14 protein-coding genes are annotated in these 15,879 nt (G+C 73.6%); 11 read left to right on the plus strand and 3 right to left on the minus strand.

Going from position 1 to position 15,879, the window contains the following annotated elements; all coding sequences use genetic code 11:
* Window positions 1–241: 241 nt before the first annotated feature.
* Complete coding sequence (locus tag ACIG5E_RS15975; RefSeq protein ID WP_396534014.1) at window positions 242–715, plus strand: ATP-binding protein; 474 nt, start codon at window positions 242–244, stop codon at window positions 713–715.
* A 524-nt stretch (window positions 716–1,239) separates the two neighbouring features.
* On the opposite strand, the gene ACIG5E_RS15980 is transcribed toward ACIG5E_RS15975, so the two are convergent.
* Window positions 1,240–2,211 (minus strand): GlxA family transcriptional regulator, encoded by a 972-nt coding sequence (locus ACIG5E_RS15980; RefSeq protein ID WP_396534015.1) that lies wholly within the window; start codon window positions 2,209–2,211, stop codon window positions 1,240–1,242.
* A gap of 136 nt (window positions 2,212–2,347) precedes the next feature.
* Between ACIG5E_RS15980 and ACIG5E_RS15985 the strand changes: the two genes are divergently transcribed.
* The 4 genes from ACIG5E_RS15985 (at window position 2,348) to ACIG5E_RS16000 (ending at window position 5,891) form a co-directional block, all read left to right on the plus strand.
* Window positions 2,348–3,709 carry an MFS transporter gene (locus tag ACIG5E_RS15985; RefSeq protein WP_396534016.1) on the plus strand — a complete coding sequence of 454 codons (1,362 nt, stop codon included), beginning with the start codon at window positions 2,348–2,350 and terminating at the stop codon, window positions 3,707–3,709.
* Between the two features lie 32 nt (window positions 3,710–3,741).
* A complete protein-coding gene (locus ACIG5E_RS15990; protein WP_396534017.1) occupies window positions 3,742–4,269 on the plus strand; it encodes a GNAT family N-acetyltransferase in 528 nt (175 codons plus the stop codon).
* A 101-nt stretch (window positions 4,270–4,370) separates the two neighbouring features.
* Window positions 4,371–4,715 (plus strand): DUF4229 domain-containing protein, encoded by a 345-nt coding sequence (locus ACIG5E_RS15995; RefSeq protein ID WP_396534018.1) that lies wholly within the window; start codon window positions 4,371–4,373, stop codon window positions 4,713–4,715.
* 180 nt (window positions 4,716–4,895) lie between these two features.
* Window positions 4,896–5,891, plus strand: coding sequence for a LacI family DNA-binding transcriptional regulator (locus ACIG5E_RS16000; RefSeq protein ID WP_396534019.1), 996 nt, complete (start codon window positions 4,896–4,898; stop codon window positions 5,889–5,891).
* Between the two features lie 88 nt (window positions 5,892–5,979).
* Here the strand turns inward: ACIG5E_RS16000 and ACIG5E_RS16005 are convergent, their stop codons facing one another.
* Window positions 5,980–7,191 carry an MFS transporter gene (locus ACIG5E_RS16005; RefSeq protein ID WP_396534020.1) on the minus strand — a complete coding sequence of 404 codons (1,212 nt, stop codon included), beginning with the start codon at window positions 7,189–7,191 and terminating at the stop codon, window positions 5,980–5,982.
* Window positions 7,192–7,656: 465 nt separating this feature from the next.
* On the opposite strand from ACIG5E_RS16005, the gene ACIG5E_RS16010 reads away from it, so the two are divergent.
* A complete protein-coding gene (locus ACIG5E_RS16010; RefSeq protein ID WP_396534021.1) occupies window positions 7,657–8,997 on the plus strand; it encodes a dicarboxylate/amino acid:cation symporter in 1,341 nt (446 codons plus the stop codon).
* Window positions 8,998–9,315: 318 nt separating this feature from the next.
* Here ACIG5E_RS16010 and ACIG5E_RS16015 read toward each other — a convergent pair whose 3' ends face one another.
* Complete coding sequence (locus ACIG5E_RS16015) at window positions 9,316–9,519, minus strand: cold-shock protein (RefSeq protein ID WP_030287184.1); 204 nt, start codon at window positions 9,517–9,519, stop codon at window positions 9,316–9,318.
* A 408-nt stretch (window positions 9,520–9,927) separates the two neighbouring features.
* On the opposite strand from ACIG5E_RS16015, the gene ACIG5E_RS16020 reads away from it, so the two are divergent.
* From ACIG5E_RS16020 to ACIG5E_RS16040, 5 genes are all read left to right on the plus strand, one after another.
* Complete coding sequence (locus ACIG5E_RS16020) at window positions 9,928–10,833, plus strand: menaquinone biosynthetic enzyme MqnA/MqnD family protein (RefSeq protein ID WP_396534022.1); 906 nt, start codon at window positions 9,928–9,930, stop codon at window positions 10,831–10,833.
* Window positions 10,834–11,154: 321 nt separating this feature from the next.
* On the plus strand, window positions 11,155–12,846 hold the full coding sequence (locus ACIG5E_RS16025; RefSeq protein WP_396534023.1) for a serine/threonine-protein kinase: 1,692 nt from the start codon (window positions 11,155–11,157) through the stop codon (window positions 12,844–12,846).
* Between the two features lie 144 nt (window positions 12,847–12,990).
* Complete coding sequence (gene mqnC / locus ACIG5E_RS16030) at window positions 12,991–14,211, plus strand: cyclic dehypoxanthinyl futalosine synthase (RefSeq protein WP_396534024.1); 1,221 nt, start codon at window positions 12,991–12,993, stop codon at window positions 14,209–14,211.
* Window positions 14,212–14,230: 19 nt separating this feature from the next.
* Window positions 14,231–14,908, plus strand: a complete 678-nt coding sequence (locus tag ACIG5E_RS16035; protein ID WP_396534025.1) for an imidazolonepropionase-like domain-containing protein — start codon at window positions 14,231–14,233, stop codon at window positions 14,906–14,908.
* Window positions 14,909–15,168: 260 nt separating this feature from the next.
* Complete coding sequence (locus ACIG5E_RS16040; protein ID WP_396534026.1) at window positions 15,169–15,765, plus strand: hypothetical protein; 597 nt, start codon at window positions 15,169–15,171, stop codon at window positions 15,763–15,765.
* The last annotated feature ends 114 nt before the right edge of the window (window positions 15,766–15,879 follow it).

The following is a 15,879-nucleotide window of genomic DNA, read 5'->3' on the forward strand; positions in this document are numbered from 1 at the left end:
TGCCCGAAGCGCTTGCTGCCGCCCGCCCGCCCACCCATCCTGAGGCGTATTCGTGTCGAGGCCTGTGCGCGACTGACGAGTTGGCGCGGACGAGTGGCGCGGGCGAGTGGCGCGGGCGGACGGGTCGGCGAGCGCCCGGGCGAGCCCCGGGTGGCACCGGGCGAAGAGCGAGGGTCCCGCCGGCCGGCTGATCCGGTCCGATCGGGACGTTGGCCGAACTGCGAGTGCGGGTGGTGGAGCGGTGCAGGTTCTTCAGGTACAGCTTGCGGTGCAGGCGGACCCCTCGGAGGTCGGCCGGGCCCGCCGGTGGGTGCGCTCGCGGCTGCTGAACCACGGAGTGGACCCGGACGCGCCGATGGCCGAGACGGTGGTGCTGGTGGTCTCGGAACTGGTCACCAACGCCGTGGTGCACACCGGTTGTCCGGCCGTGCTGAGACTCTGCCTGCCGGTGGGCGACGGCTCCGCGCAGGCCGCTCCGTCCGGCCTGCTGCGGGTGGAGGTGGCCGACGCGAGCCAGACCGCCCCGGCCCCCCGGCACGCCGGCGCGGACGAGGACGCGACCAACGGGCGCGGGCTGGAACTGGTCGAGCTGCTCTGCGAACGCTGGGGCTGGTACCCGGACGGACCGGGCAAGCGGGTCTGGTGCGAGATCGACACCCAGGCCCGGCCGGCGGATCCGATGGCCGGGGTGGACTGGGCGGCTTTGGCTCAATAGCGGCTTCCGGCACCGGCTTTCGACCGCCTTCGGCACCGCTGTCGGGCCGTCCGGCGGGCGGTGTGGATCACGGCGGCGATCACCGGCCGAAAGCTGACGCAACCATTCCGAATTTCGGACTACCCATTGACGTGACGTATCCGACTGATCACGCTTGGGTGCGGCTCTCCGTTGCGAGGGGACGCCGAGGGGACGTCCGTCCGCCGCCACGGTGCTGCTGTCCAGGGGGATCGCGTCAGCAGGGGGGATCGTGGGCTGCCGGGCGCGGCCCGCTCCTCGGCGAGTGCGGAGGGCGCGGCGCGGGTTCAGGGCCCGTGCGCCGTGGTCGGATGGCGGCCCGCCACGCTGCGCTCGGCGCGCACGCGGTCGGCCGCCGTCCGTCGCGTCGCTCCCGGCGGGCGGATTCCGGCCAACCGTCAGTCTTTTCCCAGGGTTCACTCAGCTTCACTCGGCTTCACCTTCACCCGGCTTCACCCGGCTTCACTCGGCCTCACTCGGCCTCACTCCGGAAGCGGGTTCCGGTGCTACGCCGGGGTGGTTCGGAAGGTGCGCCGGTAGGCGCTCGGCGCCACGTCCAGCCGTCCGCGCAACTGCAGCCGCAGGGAGGCGGCGGTGCCGAAACCGGACTGCCGGGCGACCTGGTCGATGGTCAGATCGGTGCGCTCCAGCAACTGGCGGGCCCGCTCGGTGCGCTGGGTGGTGATCCACTGGCCGGGGCTGGCGCCGGTCTCCTCGCGGAAGCGCCGGGTGAAGGTCCGCACGCTCATGCCCGCCCGGTCGGCGAGCTGGCGCAGCGGCAGCGGCTCGTCCAGGTGCTCCAGCGCCCAGGCGCGGACGGCCGCCGTGCCGGAGCCGCCGGCGGCCAGCGGGCTCGGCGCCTCCACGTACTGCTTCTGGCCGCCGTCGCGCCACGGCGGCACCAGGCAGTTGCGGGCCACCGCGTTGGCCACCGCGCTGCCGTGGTCGCGGCGCACCACGTGCAGGCACAGGTCCACCCCGGCGGCCACCCCGCCGGAGGTGAGGATGTCGCCGTCGTCGGTGTAGAGCACGTCCGGGTCCAGCAGGACCTTCGGGAAGGTCCGGGCGAAGAGCTCGGTGTAGCGCCAGTGGGTGGTGGCCGGGCGGCCGTCCAGCAGGCCGGCGGCGGCCAGCAGGAACGAGCCGGTGCAGATCGACATCAGCCGGGCGCCGGGCCGGATCCGCCGCAGTGCGGCGGCGAGTTCGGGGGTGAAGGGGGCGTCCACGCTGTCCGGGTCGGAGTCGCGGGAGGCCGGGAGCACCACGGTGTCGGCCCGCTCCAGCAGTTCGGGCCCGTGGTCGACCGCGATCCGGAAGTCGGCGCTGGTGGCGACCGGGCCGCCGTCCAGGGTGCAGGTAGCCACCTCGTACAGCGGCCGGCCGGCGTCGTCCCTGGCGTTGCCGAAGATCCGTGCGGGGATGCCGAGTTCGAAGGCGATCGCGCCCTCCAGGGCGAGTACCGCGACCAGGTGCGCCATGCCGTTCCCTCCCCAGCCTCCCCGACCGGAGCGGGGCGGGTCCGGGCCAGGGTACGCGAGGGCGTGGCCTGATACTTGCGAAAGCTGTCATTCAGGCCACTCGTCCCGGCGGCGCGCGCTCGGGAGACTCGTCCACGTGACCGAACGCAGTGCCCTCGCCGCCTCCGCACCCGCCGCCCCCGATGCCGCCGCCCCCGATGCCGCCACGACCACCAGCCCCGCGCCCGCCCCCGGTCAGCGCCCCCGGGTGCACTACGCCTGGGTGGTCGCCGCCGTCGCCCTGCTCGTCCTGCTCGGCTCGGCCGGCTTCCGCTCCACGCCCAGCCTGATGATGGACGCCCTGCACAACGAGTTCGGCTGGTCGCTCGGGACGATTGCCGGCGCCACCTCCGTCAACCTCACCCTCTACGGCCTCACCGCCCCCTTCGCCGCTGCCCTGATGGACCGTTTCGGCGTGCGCCTGGTGGTCGTCTGCGCGCTGCTGACCATCTCGGTCGGCGCCGGCCTCACCATGCTGATGCGCCAGCCCTGGCAGCTGATCCTGTGCTGGGGAGTGCTGGTCGGCCTCGGCAGCGGCTCGATGGCCGGCGCCTTCGCCACCACCATCACCGGCCGCTGGTTCCAGGCCCGCCAGGGACTGGTCACCGGCGTGCTCACCGCCGCCGGAGCAGCCGGCAACCTGGTCTTCCTCCCGGTCGGCGCCTGGCTGGTCGAGCAGCACGGCTGGCGCTCGGCCGTGGTCGTGGTCTCGCTCGCCGCCAGCGCCGTCGCCGTGCCCGTCCTGCTGCTGATGCGCGAGCGCCCCGCCGACCTCGGCCTGCTCCCGTACGGCGCCACCGAGGCCCCGCCCGAGCCGGTGCGGGACGCCCGCGCCCTGGCCCGCACCCTGCGGGTGCTGCGCGACGCCGCCCACACCCGGCCGTTCTGGCTGCTGGCGAGCTCCTTCGCGATCTGCGGCGCCACCACCGCCGGCCTGGTCGGCACCCACTTCATCCCGGCCGCGCACGACCACGGCATGCCCGTCACCACCGCCGCGAGCCTGCTGGCCCTGATCGGCCTGTTCGACGTGGTCGGCACCGTGTTCAGCGGCTGGCTCACCGACCGGGTCGACTCCCGGCTGCTGCTCACCGTCTACTACGGACTGCGCGGCGTGTCCCTGCTCCTGCTGCCGCAGCTGCTCGCCGGCTCGCTGCAGCCGCCGATCCTCGCCTTCGTGGTCTTCTACGGCCTGGACTGGGTGGCCACCGTGCCGCCGACCGTCGCCCTGTGCCGCCGCCACTTCGGTGAGGACGCCCCGATCGTCTTCGGCTGGGTGCTCGCCGCCCACCAGATCGGCGCGGCCGTCGTCGCCGGACTGGCCGGACTGGCCCGCGACGCGCTCGGCAACTACGACCTGACCTGGTACGGCGCCGGTGCGCTGTGCGCGATCGCGGTCGGACTCTGCCTGGCGCTGCGCACCGGCCGGCCCACCGACCGGGCGGTGCCCGCCCTGTCGTAAGCGCGTTCGAGCGGAGGTCTAGGCTCCGCTTCATGGCGCTCACCTTCACCCTGGACCCGAAGCCCGACCCCGACCTGCGCACCGCCGTCGTACGGCTCTGGACGGACGTGACCAACGCGGGCGGCGCGGTCGGCTTCGTGGCCCCGGTCACCGAGGACGAGGTCTGGGACACCGCCGATCACCAGTTCGCCGGGGTCGCCCCGGACGGCCCCGACCGGCTGCTGGTCGCGCACGAGAGCGCGACCGGCCGGCTGGTCGGGGTGCTGTTCTTCGCGTCGATGCGCTTCGAACCGATGGAGCACTGGCGGATGCTCAAGCGGGTCATGGTGCACCCCGACTTCCAGGGCCTCGGCTACGGCGCCGAACTGCTCGCCGAGGCCGAACGGGTCGCCCGCGACTGGGGCCTGGAGTCGCTGCGGCTCACCGCGCGCGGCGGCCTGGGCCTGGAGCGCTTCTACGCCCGCTGCGGCTACCGGGAGGTCGGCCGGGTGCCGGCCGCGATCCGGGTCGCCCCCGGGGACGACCGCGACGACATCACCATGTGGCTCGACCTGCGCTGAACCCCGCCGGGGGAGGGACGGGACACCCCTGGCCCGCGCCGGGTGTCAGGCATGCTTGACTGGAAGTCCCGCCCCGGCTCGAACCAGAAGGATGTGTCCCAGTGAGCAGCAACGGCCCGCAGAAGTCGCACGCCACGCTCCGCTACACCTCCATGCGGGCCAGCATCTTCCTCGGCTGCCTCCTGGTGGCCCTGCTGCTCGGGCACTTCGGGATCATCCCGGTGAGCGGCGAGGCCGGGGTGATCTTCCTGGTCCTGCTGGCCGCGGTCGCCTCCGCGCCGCTCAGCTACGTGCTGCTGAGCAAGCAGCGCGACGAGATGTCCTCCCAGATCACCACCAAGGTCGCCGGGATGCGCAGCCGCACCGCCGAGCGGATCGCCACCCAGAACGCCGAGGAGGACGCCGCGGACGACGCCGCCCGCGCGGCCACCTCCGGGCAGAGCTGACGCCGGGCGCTGCCCGCCGTGGCTGCTGACCCTGCCGAGTCTGCCGATCCTGCTGAGCCTCGCAGGCGCGCCGAGGCCGATCCTGCCGTCGGTGCTGACCGGTCCGTCGGTGCCGACCGGTCCGTCGAGGCCGACCAGCCCGCCGGTGCCGACCGGCCCGCCGGGACGTGGCCGGCCCCCGTGCGCCGGCCCACCGGGCGGGACGTGGCCCGGCTCGCCGGGGTGTCCCAGGCCACCGTGTCGCTGGTCTTCTCCGGCGCCGAGGCCGGCCGCCGGGTCTCCGAGGCGACCCGGCAGCGGGTCCGCGAGGCCGCCCGCAGCCTCGGCTACCGCCCGCAGGCGGCCGGCCGCCAACTGCGGCTGGGCCGCAGCGGGATGATCATGCTGGCTGTGCCGAACCTGCAGGGCCCGTTCTTCGGCCGGGTGCTGGAGGGCGTCCACCACGAGGCCGGCCGGCACGGTCTGGCGGTCGTGGTCAGCTCCGGCTGGGGCAGCGCCACCCTCGCCGAGGCCGCCACCGCGGGCCGCTTCGACGGCCTGCTGATCTGCTCCCCGGACGACAGCCAGCTCGGCGAACTGCCGCCCGACACCCCCGCCGTCTTCCTGGACGCCGACCCCGGCACCGACCGGGCGCGCCCGACCGTCGAGCTCGACGTGGCCGGCGGGATGCGGGCCGCCGTCGAGCACCTGGCCGCCCTCGGGCATCGCCGGATCGGGCACCTGCGCTCCACCCACGCCGCGTACACCTTCCGGGTCCGGCAGGCCGCCTTCGAGCAGGCCGTACGCGAACTCGGCCTGGACGTCGTGGAGTTGGGCGTGAGCCTGAACGAGGGGTACGCGGCGGCGCGGAGCGTTGCGGGAGAGCTGCTGGAGCGGGCGGACCGTCCGCGCGCGGTGATCTGCGACGACGACGTGGTCGCCTCCGGGGTCTACCAGGCCGCCGCCGAGCGGGGGTTGCGGGTGCCGGACGACCTGTCGGTGGTCGGCATGGACAACGTCGCCGTCTCCGGGCTGCTCGCCCCGCCGCTGACCACCGTCGACCTGCCCGGCGAAGACCTCGGCCGGGCGGGCGCGGCCGCGCTGGCCGGACTGCTGCGCGGCGAGCGGGTGGAGCCGGTGGCGCCGCTGGCCACCGCGCTGGTGCAGCGCTCCTCGACGGCCCCGGCGCGGCCCTGACGCGCCGCCGGCCCGCGGATCCGAGGAGAAGGACTGCGCCCGCCGGCCAGACCCCCGGCGGGCGCAGTCGTCTGTGGGGGCGGGCCGGTCAGCCCACCGGGACGGGCTCGACTCGCGGCGCCGCCGGTGCGGAGCGGAACCAGCGGCGGGCGCCGAACAGCACCAGTGCGCCGAGCGCGATCCCGCCCGCCGCGCACACCGCGACCGGGCGGAGCGAGGAGCCCTCGGCGAGGCGGCCGGAGACGGCGTAGCCGAGCGAGTTGCCGGTGGCGAACAGGGTCACCAGCCAGGCGAAGGCCTCGGTGACCGTCCCGGTCGGGGCGAGTTCGGCGACCAGCACGAAGGCGGCCGCGAGCAGCGGGGCCAGCACGATGCCGGAGAGGAAGGCCAGGGCGGCCATCGGGTACGGGCCGGGCAGCGTCACCAGCGGGAGGTAGGAGGCGGCCATCGTGAGGGCCATCAGCCAGGTGCGGGTCGCTGTGGTCCGGCGCCAGTCGACCATGCCGTAGGCCAGTGCGCCGAGCAGTCCGCCGAGCGCGGCCAGCGCCAGCAGGGTGCCCCCGCCGCCGGGCAGTCCGCCGGCGTGCCGCTCGGCGTAGGCGATGAAGAGCACGTTCTGCGCGCCGACCGCCCAGCCGGCCCCGGCCAGTCCGATCAGGAGCAGAACCAGGCCGGGGGAGCGCAGTGGACCGAGCAGTCCGGCGGACTTCTCGCGGGCGGGGGCGCGCCAGGCCCGGGCGGGGGCAGCGGTGGCGACGACCAGGGCGCCGGCCAGCCCGAGTCCGGCGGCCACCCAGAGCGCGGCGACGGGGCTGAACAGTCCGGCGATCCCGGCGACGGCCAGCGGCCCGGCCACGTAGAGGATCTGCTGGGAGGCGGAGTCGAAGGCGTACGCGGTGTCGAGCTGTTCGTCCTCGACCACGTCCGGCCAGAGCGAGCGCAGGCAGGGCTCCAGCGGGGGCATCGCGAGGCCGGCGACGGCGGCGCCGAGGGGCGCGGCGACGGGGGAGCCGGGGGCGAGGGCGAGCAGCGCGTACCCGCCGCCGGCGACCACGGCGGAGGCGAGCAGGACGCGGGGCTGTCCGGTGCGGTCGACGATCCGCCCGAGCACCGGGCCGCCGACGGCGGCGGCGAGCGCGTAGACGGAGGTGGCCAGTCCGATCCGGCCGTACGGGACGCCGGCCTCGCGCAGGGCGAGGGCGATCACCAGGGCGGTCATACCGGCGGGCAGGCGGCCGAGCAGGGTGCCGAGCAGGAGTCGGGTGACGTGCGGGGCGCGGAGCAGGGCGAGGTAGCCCATCGGTGGTCTTCTCCGGTCTGGGCAGGGGAGGGCGGGGACGCCGTCAAAGTTATACGTATAACTGCTGGTCGGTCAATCCGACTTGGAGGTGGAGCTGATGGGGCGTCAGTATCGTTCGTGTCCGGAACTCACCCCAAGGGGGCCTTGGAGTCCAACCCGATCTCAAACAACTACTTTGAACATCTCAAACCTTTACTGCTAACGTATCGGCCGTGACCACCTCAGACGCACTGCGGATGCACGGCCCGGGCCCGCTGCCCGGCGCCGCCCGCCCGTGTGCTCTGACCGGTGCTGTGGACAGCCCGCGCCGTTGTCGCGCCATGGGCTGTACGGCCATGAGCTGTATCGCGGCGGCACGCCCCTGAACCGGGGCCCGAGCCCTTCTCGCCTCCGGCCCCGTGCCGTGCCGCCTCCTCCGCCCCACACCCCACCGTCAGCAACGCCCTCCCCCGGAGTCGCACCCCCATGTCCACAGCGCCCGAGGCGACCTCGTCGCCGTCCGTGCTCGCCCGCATCCGCAAGACACCGTTCTGGGTGCAGATCGTCGCCGGCCTCGTGCTCGGCGTCGGCCTCGGCTACCTGGCCCGTGCCGCCGACATCTCCTGGCTGGCCACCACCCTGGAGACCATCGGCAAGATCTTCGTCCAGCTGCTCAAGCTGGCCGTGCCCCCGCTGGTCTTCACCGCGATCGTGGTGAGCGTCGCCAACCTGCGCAACGTCGCCAACGCGGCCCGCCTGGCCACCCGCACGCTGCTCTGGTTCATGGTCACCTCGCTGATCGCGGTCGGCATCGGCCTGGGCCTGGGCCTGCTCACCAACCCCGGCCAGGGCACCAACCTCAAGACCGAGGGCCTCAAGGCGCTCGACTCCAAGGGCACCTGGATCGACTTCCTGACCGGGATCTTCCCGACCAACATCGTCGACGCCTTCGTCAAGGTGAACGTCCTGCAGATCGTCTTCATGGCGGTCGTGGTCGGCGCCGCGATCATCAAGCTCGGCACCAAGGCCGACCCGGTCCTCAAGCTCAGCGAGACCGTGCTGGAGCTGACCCAGACCGCCCTGTGGTGGGTCATCCGGCTCTCCCCGCTCGGCACCCTCGGCCTGATCGGCAAGTCCGTCGCCAAGTACGGCTGGGACCTGCTCAAGCCCTTCGCCACGCTGACCCTCGACATCTACGTCGGCTGCGCGCTGGTGCTGTTCGTCGTCTACTCGCTGGTGCTGCGCTTCGCCGCGGGCCTCAACCCGCTGCACTTCTTCAAGGGCGCCTGGCCCGCCATCCAGCTGGCCTTCGTCTCCCGCTCCTCGGTCGGCACCCTGCCGGTCACCCGCCGCGTCACCGAGCGTCTCGGCGTCCCGAGCGAGTACGCGTCCTTCTCCGTGCCGTTCGGCGCCACCACCAAGATGGACGGCTGCGCCGCGGTCTACCCGGCGGTCGCCGCGATCTTCGTCGCCCAGGTCTACAACATCGAGCTGGGCATCAAGGACTACATCCTGATCGCCTTCGTCTCGGTGGTCGGCTCGGCCGCCACCGCGGGCCTCACCGGTGCGATCGTCATGCTGACGCTGACCCTGTCCACCCTGGGCCTGCCGCTGGAGGGCGTGGGCCTGCTGCTGGCCATCGACCCGATCCTGGACATGATGCGGACCGCGACCAACGTCGCCGGTCAAGTTGTAACGCCGATCGTCGTCGCCGCCCGCGAGGGCATCCTCGACCGGGAGGCCTACAACAATCCGAGTGGTGACCTGCTGAATGAGTCCGCCACCAATCCGGCTCAGGCCACTGAAAAGGCTGTCGCTGTGGCTTGAGATTCCGGGGGAGGGCCCATCTGTCGTTCGGTCTCCAACGGCCTGACTTCGGCCGTCATCCCGGTGCGGGCCGACGCGAAGGGCGCGGCTGCGGCCTGATCTCCGGTTCTGCGACGGTGCGCGAAGGGTCCTCCCCCGATCACGGGGGAGGACCCTTCGGCGTTCCTCGTCGCCTCCCCGGGCACGGCCCGAAAAGGCAGGGGGCCCGCCGCGATGGGCAGGCCCCCTTGGGTGCTGCTCTTGTGCTCATGGTGACGGCTGTCGGGAGCCGCCGGCGGACCCGAAGGGGTCCCGAGCGATCAGAACATCAGAGGATGGTCAGACGGCGGTGACGTTCTCCGCCTGCGGGCCCTTCGGACCCTGGGTGACGTCGAAGGTGACCGCCTGGTTCTCCTCCAGCGAACGGAAGCCGTTCGCGTTGATGGCGGAGTAGTGGACGAAGACGTCGGGGCCGCCGCCCTCCTGGGCGATGAAGCCGAAGCCCTTCTCAGCGTTGAACCACTTGACGGTTCCCTGAGCCATGCCGTTCTCCTTGCGATGCGTGTCGGGGGCCACACCGTGTGGTCCCCGGTCCGCTGCGCTGATCGCCCTGCCTCCGGACGAGTCCGAAGTTTTTCGATATTGCTGAAAAACTACAAAAAGCCTGCGGTTACATGCTCCGCAGGCTTCAAGTACTGCAAGGGGAATCAAACTGCAACTGAGGGCAACGCTAGCATGCGGTCGCTGTGACGACCAGGGGTCACTTGCCCTCCGGACGGCGCGTGTCGTGGGCCCCCCGAGAGGGCTGGGAGCGGGCGGGGGAAGGCGTGTTGGGGGCACGCACCGCTCTGACGAGGGGCGCTCCCGCGCGTGTCGGGTGGCCGGTGCGAGCCGTCGCGAACAGCGGGCATACGCTGCGGGGAAGCGCACGAACAGCAAGGGAGCGGCGCAGTGGCAGCACCGGACGCGCAAACGCGGGAGCCCGACGAGAACACCCCGGTCAGGCCGCGGGTCGGCCATATTCAGTTCCTGAACTGCGTCCCCCTCTACTGGGGCCTCGCCAGGACCGGCAACCTGCTCGACCTGGACCTCACCAAGGACACCCCCGAGAAGCTGAGCGACCAGCTCGTCGGCGGCTCCCTCGACATCGGACCGATCACCTGCGTGGAGTACCTGCGCAACGCCGACGACCTGCTGGTCCTGCCCGACATCGCGGTCGGCAGCGACGGGCCGGTGATGTCCTGCCTGATCGTGAGCAAGGTGCCGCTCGGCGACCTCGACGGCCGCCGGGTCGCCCTCGGCTCCACCAGCCGCACCTCCGTCCGGCTCGCCCGACTCCTCCTGGAGGAGCGCGAAGGCGTGCGCCCGGACTACTTCAGCTGCCCGCCGGACCTCAGCGCGATGCTCGCCGAGGCCGACGCCGCCGTCCTGATCGGCGACCCGGCCCTGCGCGCCTACCTCGGGCAGGCCGCCGACCTCGGGCTGACCGTCCACGACCTCGGCGAGATGTGGAAGGAGTGGACCGGGCTGCCGTTCGTCTTCGCCGTCTGGGCCGTGCGCCGCGAGTTCGCCGAGCGCCGCCCCGAGCTGACGGCGGCCGTCCACCGGGCCTTCCTGGAGTCCCGGGACCTGTCGCTGGTGGAGGCCGCCAAGGTTGCCGAGCAGGCCGCCCGCTGGGAGGCCTTCGGGGCGGACGTGCTGGAGCGGTACTTCAGTGAGGCGCTCGATTTCTCGCTCGGCGAGCGGCAGCTGGCCGGGGTCGCCGAGTTCGCCCGGCGGGTCGCGTACGACAGCGGCTTCGCGCCGGACGTGGCGGTGCGGCTGCTGGAGCCGGCGGCGCTGCCGGTCGGGGGGTAGGGGTCGGTCGGGGGCGGGGTTTGGTCGGGTCGGTCGGGTCGGTCGGGTCGGTCGGGTCGGTCGGGTCGGTCGGGTCGGTCGGGGGATAGGGGGTCGGTCGGGGGTCGGGTCGGTCGAGTCGGTTGGGCGGTCTTCGGGCTGGTCCGGCCGCCGGGTTCGCTCGATGGCCCCGCCGACGGGCCGGGCGATCCGTCCGGCCCGGTACGGTCTGCTCCCGAGGCGCGTCCGGCGGTGTTGCGCGGGGTGCGGTTCGGGAGCGGCGTACGCGGCCGGGCACCCGCCCGGGGCCGCGCGTGCGCGTGCGAGGGGAGCGTGCGGGGCATGCAGGCACTGGGGTCGGACGATCCGCGCCGGGTGGGCGCCTACCGGCTGCTGCGGCGGCTCGGCTCGGGCGGGATGGGCCGGGTCTACCTCGGCCGGACGGCCGGCGGCCGCACCGTCGCCGTCAAGGTGGTGCGGACCGAACTCGCGGACGACCCCGAGTTCCGCGCCCGGTTCCGGCAGGAGGTGGCCGCCGCCCGCCGGGTCGGGAGCACCTGGACCGCGCCCGTCCTGGACGCCGACACCGAGGGCGAGCATCCTTGGGTCGCCACCGGCTACGTCGCGGGCCCCGCGCTCGCCGACGCCGTCCAGCAGCACGGGCCGCTGCCCGAGGCCTCCGTCCGCTCCCTCGGCGTCGGGCTCGCCGGGGCGCTCGCCCACGTGCATGGGCTCGGCCTGGTGCACCGCGACGTCAAGCCCTCCAACGTGCTGCTCACCCTGGACGGGCCGCGGTTGATCGACTTCGGGATCGCCCGGGCCCTGGACGCGACCAGCGGGTTCACTCGTTCGGGTTATGTGGTGGGTTCGCCCGGCTTCATGTCGCCCGAACAGGCGAACGGGCAGACGGCCGGACCGGCAGGGGACGTCTTCTCGCTCGGCGCCGTCCTGGCCTTCGCCGCCAGCGGCGTCCACCCCTTCGGCGAAGGCGTCAGCGCGGCCGTCCTGCTCTACCGGGTGCTGCACGAGGAACCGGACGTGGCCGGGCTGCCCGGACCGCTGCGGGCGACCGTTCTCGACTGCCTGGCCAAGGACCCGGCCGTCCGGCCCACCCCGCAGCAACTGGCGGCCCGGCTCGATCCGGACGGCGCGGCCGCCGCCCGGCTGGCGCGGGGCGACTGGCTGCCGCCGGCGCTGGCGGCGGGGGTCGGGCGCAGCGCGGTGGAGCTGCTGGACCTGGAGGGGGCGGAGGCGGGGGCCGACGGAGGCTCCGGGAGTGGGTCCGGGAGCGGGGCCGAGCGTGGCTCCGGGAGTGGGGCCGAGCGTGGGGCCGGGGTGGTGCCGACTCCGACCTTCGTGCCCGGGGGCCGTGCCGCGCCGGAGCCGGTGCGGCGGACCGAGGCCGATCCGTGGAAGCGTCGGGCCGGGCTCGCGGGGGCGGCGGTGCTGGTGGCCGCGCTGCTCGGGGGCGGCGGGTACGGGCTGTACGCGATGACCCATCGGCCGGATCCGGTGGCGTCGGCGTCGGCGGGGCCGACGCCGCTTCCGTCCGGCGACCCCAGCGGGACGGCCGAAACGGACGGGCCGTCGGCCTCGGCTTCCGCTTCGGCTTCCGCTTCGGCCGCCACTCCGGCGCCGCCGTCCGCGACGGGCGGACCGAACGCGGTGCCGGCCGCGTTCCTGGGCACCTGGAGCGGCGACATGGTCACCGACAAGGGACTGCCCGGCGGCACCACCACGCTCACCGTCCGCCAGGCGGCGGTCGGTCAGGAGGCCACCACCAGCCGCAACGCCCTCTCCGGGTTGATCTCGATCAGCTGCGAGGGCGCCTGGACGCTCCGGTCGGTCTCCGACAGCAAGTTGGTGTTCCAGTCCCGGCTGGTGAAGTCGTCGATCCCCGGCGCCTGCACCGGCGGCTCCAACGCCGAGACGCTCACCCTCCAGGCCGACGGGACGATCCGCTTCACCTCCGCCGACCCGGCGGCCGGGAACCCGGCCGGCACGATGCACAGGGTGGGCGGGGCGACGGGGTGAGGCGTTGTGCGGGGGCGTGCCCGCGGAGGCTGCGCCCCGGTCGGCCGCGGCGCAGTTCAGCGGGCTGACGCGGGCGCCCGAAACGCCTGGCGTAGGCTGGTTCGGCCGTACCCCAGTAGCACTTGAGAGAGAGAAGGCCGCCAGGTGACCGAGCTCGCAGCGACCACCCTCGATGCGTCCAGCACCGACCTGCAGGCCGTGCTCGACCGGGCCGCCGCCGGCGGCCGGATCACCCCGGAGGAGGCGCTCGAGCTCTACCGCTCCGCGCCGCTGCACGCGCTCGGCTCCGCCGCCGACGCGGTGCGCCGCCGCCGCTACGCGGGTACCGAGCACATCGCGACGTACATCATCGAGCGCAACATCAACTACACCAACGTGTGCGTGACGGCGTGCAAGTTCTGCGCCTTCTACGTGCCGCCGAAGAGCGACAAGGGCTGGTCCCGCGAGCTCGACGAGATCCTGCGCCGCTGCGCGGAGACGGTCGAGCTGGGCGGCACCCAGATCATGTTCCAGGGCGGCCACCACCCGGACTACGGCGTGGAGTACTACGAGCGCGCGTTCTCGGCGATCAAGGCCGACTTCCCGCAGCTGGTGATCCACTCGCTGGGCGCCTCCGAGGTCGAGCACATGTCCCGGATCTCGGGCGTCTCCATCGAGGAGGCCATCACCCGGATCCACAAGGCGGGCCTGGACTCCTTCGCCGGCGCCGGCGCCGAGCTGCTCCCGGAGCGGCCGCGCAAGGCGATCGCCCCGCTCAAGGAGTCCGGCGAGCGCTGGCTGGAGATCATGGAGACCGCGCACGGCCTCGGCGTGGAGTCCACCTCCACCATGCTGATGGGCACCGGCGAGACCAACGCCGAGCGGATCGAGCACCTGCGGATGATCCGCGACGTGCAGGACCGCACCGGCGGCTTCCGCGCCTTCATCCCGTACACCTACCAGCCGCAGAACAACCACCTCAAGGGCTCGACCCAGGCCACCGTCTTCGAGTACCTGCGGATGATCGCGATCGCCCGCCTGTTCCTCGACAACGTCGCCCACATCCAGGGCTCCTGGCTCACCACCGGCAAGGAGGCGGGCCAGCTGTCGCTGCACTACGGCGCGGACGACCTCGGCTCCGTGATGCTGGAGGAGAACGTCGTCTCGGCGGCCGGTGCCAAGCACCGCTCCAACCTGACCGAGCTGATCCACCTCATCCGCGCCGCCGACCGCGTCCCGGCGCAGCGCTCGACCACGTACGAGCACCTGCGGGTGCTGGACGACCCGGCGAACGACCCGGTCGACCCGCGGGTCGCCTCGCACATCGCCTCCACGGCGATCGAGGGCGGCACGGCGCACCCCGAGCTGAAGATCCTGGACAACTGAGGCCGTTGAGTCCGAACTTGTGCTGACCCTCCACCGGGCGGCCCTCGTGCTGCCCGACCCGGCCGATCCCACCGCCCCGTCCTTCGCCGACGGGGCGGTGGTGGTGCGCGGTGAACTGGTCGAGGCCGTCGGGCCGTACGGGGAACTGGCGGCGGCGCATCCGTCGGCGCGGGTGCGGGACTGGGGAGCGGCGTCCGTGCTCACGCCCGGGCTGCGCAACCCCTGGGGGCAGCGGCTGTTGGAGCGGGACTACCACCCGGACCCGCGCGAGGAGATCGGCGTCGAGCCGGTGGCGGACGGGCTGGTGGGCTGCACCGACGAGACCCGGTACGGGGCGAGCGCGCGGCGCGGGCTGCAGCGGATGCTCGGGTTCGGGGTGACGGCGGTGGCCGGGCCGTTCGAACGGGCCGCTGTGCGGACGGCGGTGGCGCGTTCGGGGCTGGGGGTGCTACCGGGGGCTTCCGGTGCCGGTGCGGAGGGTGGGTCGTTGGATCCGCTGGCGGTGCTGCCGTTGGCGCCGGCCGTGCACGGGCGGGTGGCGGCCGGTGGGCGGGCGGACTTCGCGGTGTTCCCGGTGCTTTCGGCGCTGACGGCTCTCCCGGTGCTCCCGGTTGAGGGGGAGGGCGGGGTGCGGCCGGCGCCCGGGGGGTGCCTGGCGACCGTGCTGGGCGGGCGGTTGGTGTACCGGCGGCGGTGACGGCGACGAGGGCCGGCGACCCGGCCGGTGTGACGTACTCATCAGTAGTCGGATTGCCTTGCCGTGTACGGTATTTCCTTCGTGTGCACCCGAACTGCCGTGCCCTTCCAGGGGGGTGATTGCTCCTTCGCCGTGACCTGAGGGCCCGCCAGCGGATACGATCCCGGACAGCTCACTCCGTACCCTCACCACACCACCACCCGCGCCCGCGGGCGGCGGGGCCGTGTCCCAGGCCCCGGAGGCAAGCCAGGACAGGAACCATGCGAACCGCGACCGTCCCCCCGCCGCGATCCCTGCGGTTGGGCCGTGGTTGGTACCTCGCCGCCGTGCTCAGCGCCGTGCTGGCCGTCGGGATGTGCCTGCTCGGTTGGCGCCAGGCCGACCAGGCCGACCGGATCGCCGCCCACCCGGTGAGAGTCGAGGGTGTCGTCACCCAGCTGCCGACCGGCGGCGGCACGTACAGCGCCGTCAGCTACAAGGTGAGCGGCCAGCCGCACACCGCAGCCGCGCTGCCGCTCGCCGACGGCACCAAGGTCGGCGACGCGGTCTGCCTGGAGCACGCGGCCGACGATCCGGGCGCCGTGCGGATCTGCGGCGACACCTACCCCCAGCCGGTCGGCGTGGGACTGGCCCGGTTCAGCGTGCCGGTCGCCGTCGTGCTGTTCGTGATCTGCATGCTGCGCATCCGGCGCCACCGTCGGGCCGTGGCCGTCCGAAGCGGGCAGGGCCGGCTCGCCGCCAACCTCGCCCTGGCGACCGGGGCACTGGCCGAGGGGATGCCCGCGATCACCCAGGGCAAGCGCTCCCGGCGCCGGCGGCGCTCCGGCGGGCGGCGGGGGGCGAACCAGGGTGGGTGACCGGGGGGCGAACCAGGGTGGGTGACCGGTGGTGGTCGGCCCGTGCCGGTCGGCTCGTGGCTTCGTCCCGTGTGCCCCGTTGGTCGGTGTGTCCGTCAGAGGGTGAAGAATGGG

It is taken from the genome of Kitasatospora sp. NPDC053057 (genome assembly GCF_044546945.1).
Classification (GTDB): Bacteria; Actinomycetota; Actinomycetes; order Streptomycetales; family Streptomycetaceae; genus Kitasatospora.

What these genes read in the sequence shown, in the direction of transcription:
- ACIG5E_RS15980 (WP_396534015.1), bottom strand. Translation starts at nt 2,211, where the DNA reads ATGGCGCACCTGGTCGCGGTACTCGCCCTGGAGGGCGCGATCGCCTTC.
- ACIG5E_RS15990 (WP_396534017.1), top strand. Translation starts at nt 3,742, where the DNA reads ATGGCGCTCACCTTCACCCTGGACCCGAAGCCCGACCCCGACCTGCGC.
- ACIG5E_RS16005 (WP_396534020.1), bottom strand. Translation starts at nt 7,191, where the DNA reads ATGGGCTACCTCGCCCTGCTCCGCGCCCCGCACGTCACCCGACTCCTG.
- ACIG5E_RS16010 (WP_396534021.1), top strand. Translation starts at nt 7,657, where the DNA reads ATGTCCACAGCGCCCGAGGCGACCTCGTCGCCGTCCGTGCTCGCCCGC.
- ACIG5E_RS16015 (WP_030287184.1), bottom strand. Translation starts at nt 9,519, where the DNA reads ATGGCTCAGGGAACCGTCAAGTGGTTCAACGCTGAGAAGGGCTTCGGC.
- ACIG5E_RS16025 (WP_396534023.1), top strand. Translation starts at nt 11,155, where the DNA reads ATGCAGGCACTGGGGTCGGACGATCCGCGCCGGGTGGGCGCCTACCGG.
- ACIG5E_RS16040 (WP_396534026.1), top strand. Translation starts at nt 15,169, where the DNA reads ATGCGAACCGCGACCGTCCCCCCGCCGCGATCCCTGCGGTTGGGCCGT.